This window comes from Shewanella sp. NKUCC05_KAH (genome assembly GCF_019345585.1).
Classification (GTDB): domain Bacteria; phylum Pseudomonadota; class Gammaproteobacteria; order Enterobacterales; family Shewanellaceae; genus Shewanella; species Shewanella oncorhynchi.
Genome location: NZ_JAHKQZ010000049.1, coordinates 1 through 718 on the forward strand (window position 1 = coordinate 1; position 718 = coordinate 718).

The 718-nt window shown below is 45.8% G+C and carries 1 pseudogene; it reads left to right on the top strand.

From position 1 onward, the window contains the following. Window positions 1–110 precede the first annotated feature (110 nt). Window positions 111–718 (top strand): annotated as a pseudogene (locus KO533_RS22395) (IS4-like element ISSod3 family transposase); the annotation flags it as partial.

Here is a 718-nt window from a genome sequence, read left to right on the forward strand (position 1 = left end):
CTGAAGAATCCCCTGATGATTTACATATAAATCATTAGATTGGAGTGAACTTACACCTTGAAGTGTGATCTGATGGAAGTGCGAACAAACATCAATCACAGGGCTTCAAGGTGCAAGTGTTAACTATCTTACATCAATCTCTCTATCAACATTGTCCAGAAATCCATCAAAAGCGACTCAATACCCTCATGGTTGCTTGCCGAGCACTTATCAACGCGGATTGCCTCACCCTAACGCATTTAGGGCGGCACATTGATGGCACCAGCACTCATACTAAGCACTCAATAAAACGCATGGATAGATTGTTGGGCAACCCGCATCTTCACCATGAAAGAATGGCTGTTTATCAGTGGCATGCAAAGTGGTTGCTAACAGCACATACGATGCCGACAATATTGGTGGATTGGTCAGATATGCGTGAAGGTCGTGAGCTTATTGCGCTACGCGCCTCTATCGCTATCAAAGGTCGCTCTATCACGCTCTACGAACGAACATTTCCATTAGTGCTGCAAGGCACTCAAACCGCCCATAATCAGTTTCTTAATGAACTCAGAAAAGTATTACCTGACAACATCACCCCGCTGATAGTCACTGACGCGGGCTTTCGTAATCCATGGTTTCGAAAAGTCGAGCAGCTCGGTTGGTATTGGCTGGGTCGCGTTAGAGGATTGAGTGTCTATCGGCCGCATCCTTTCGGTCGCCAATTTTCACTAAAAGC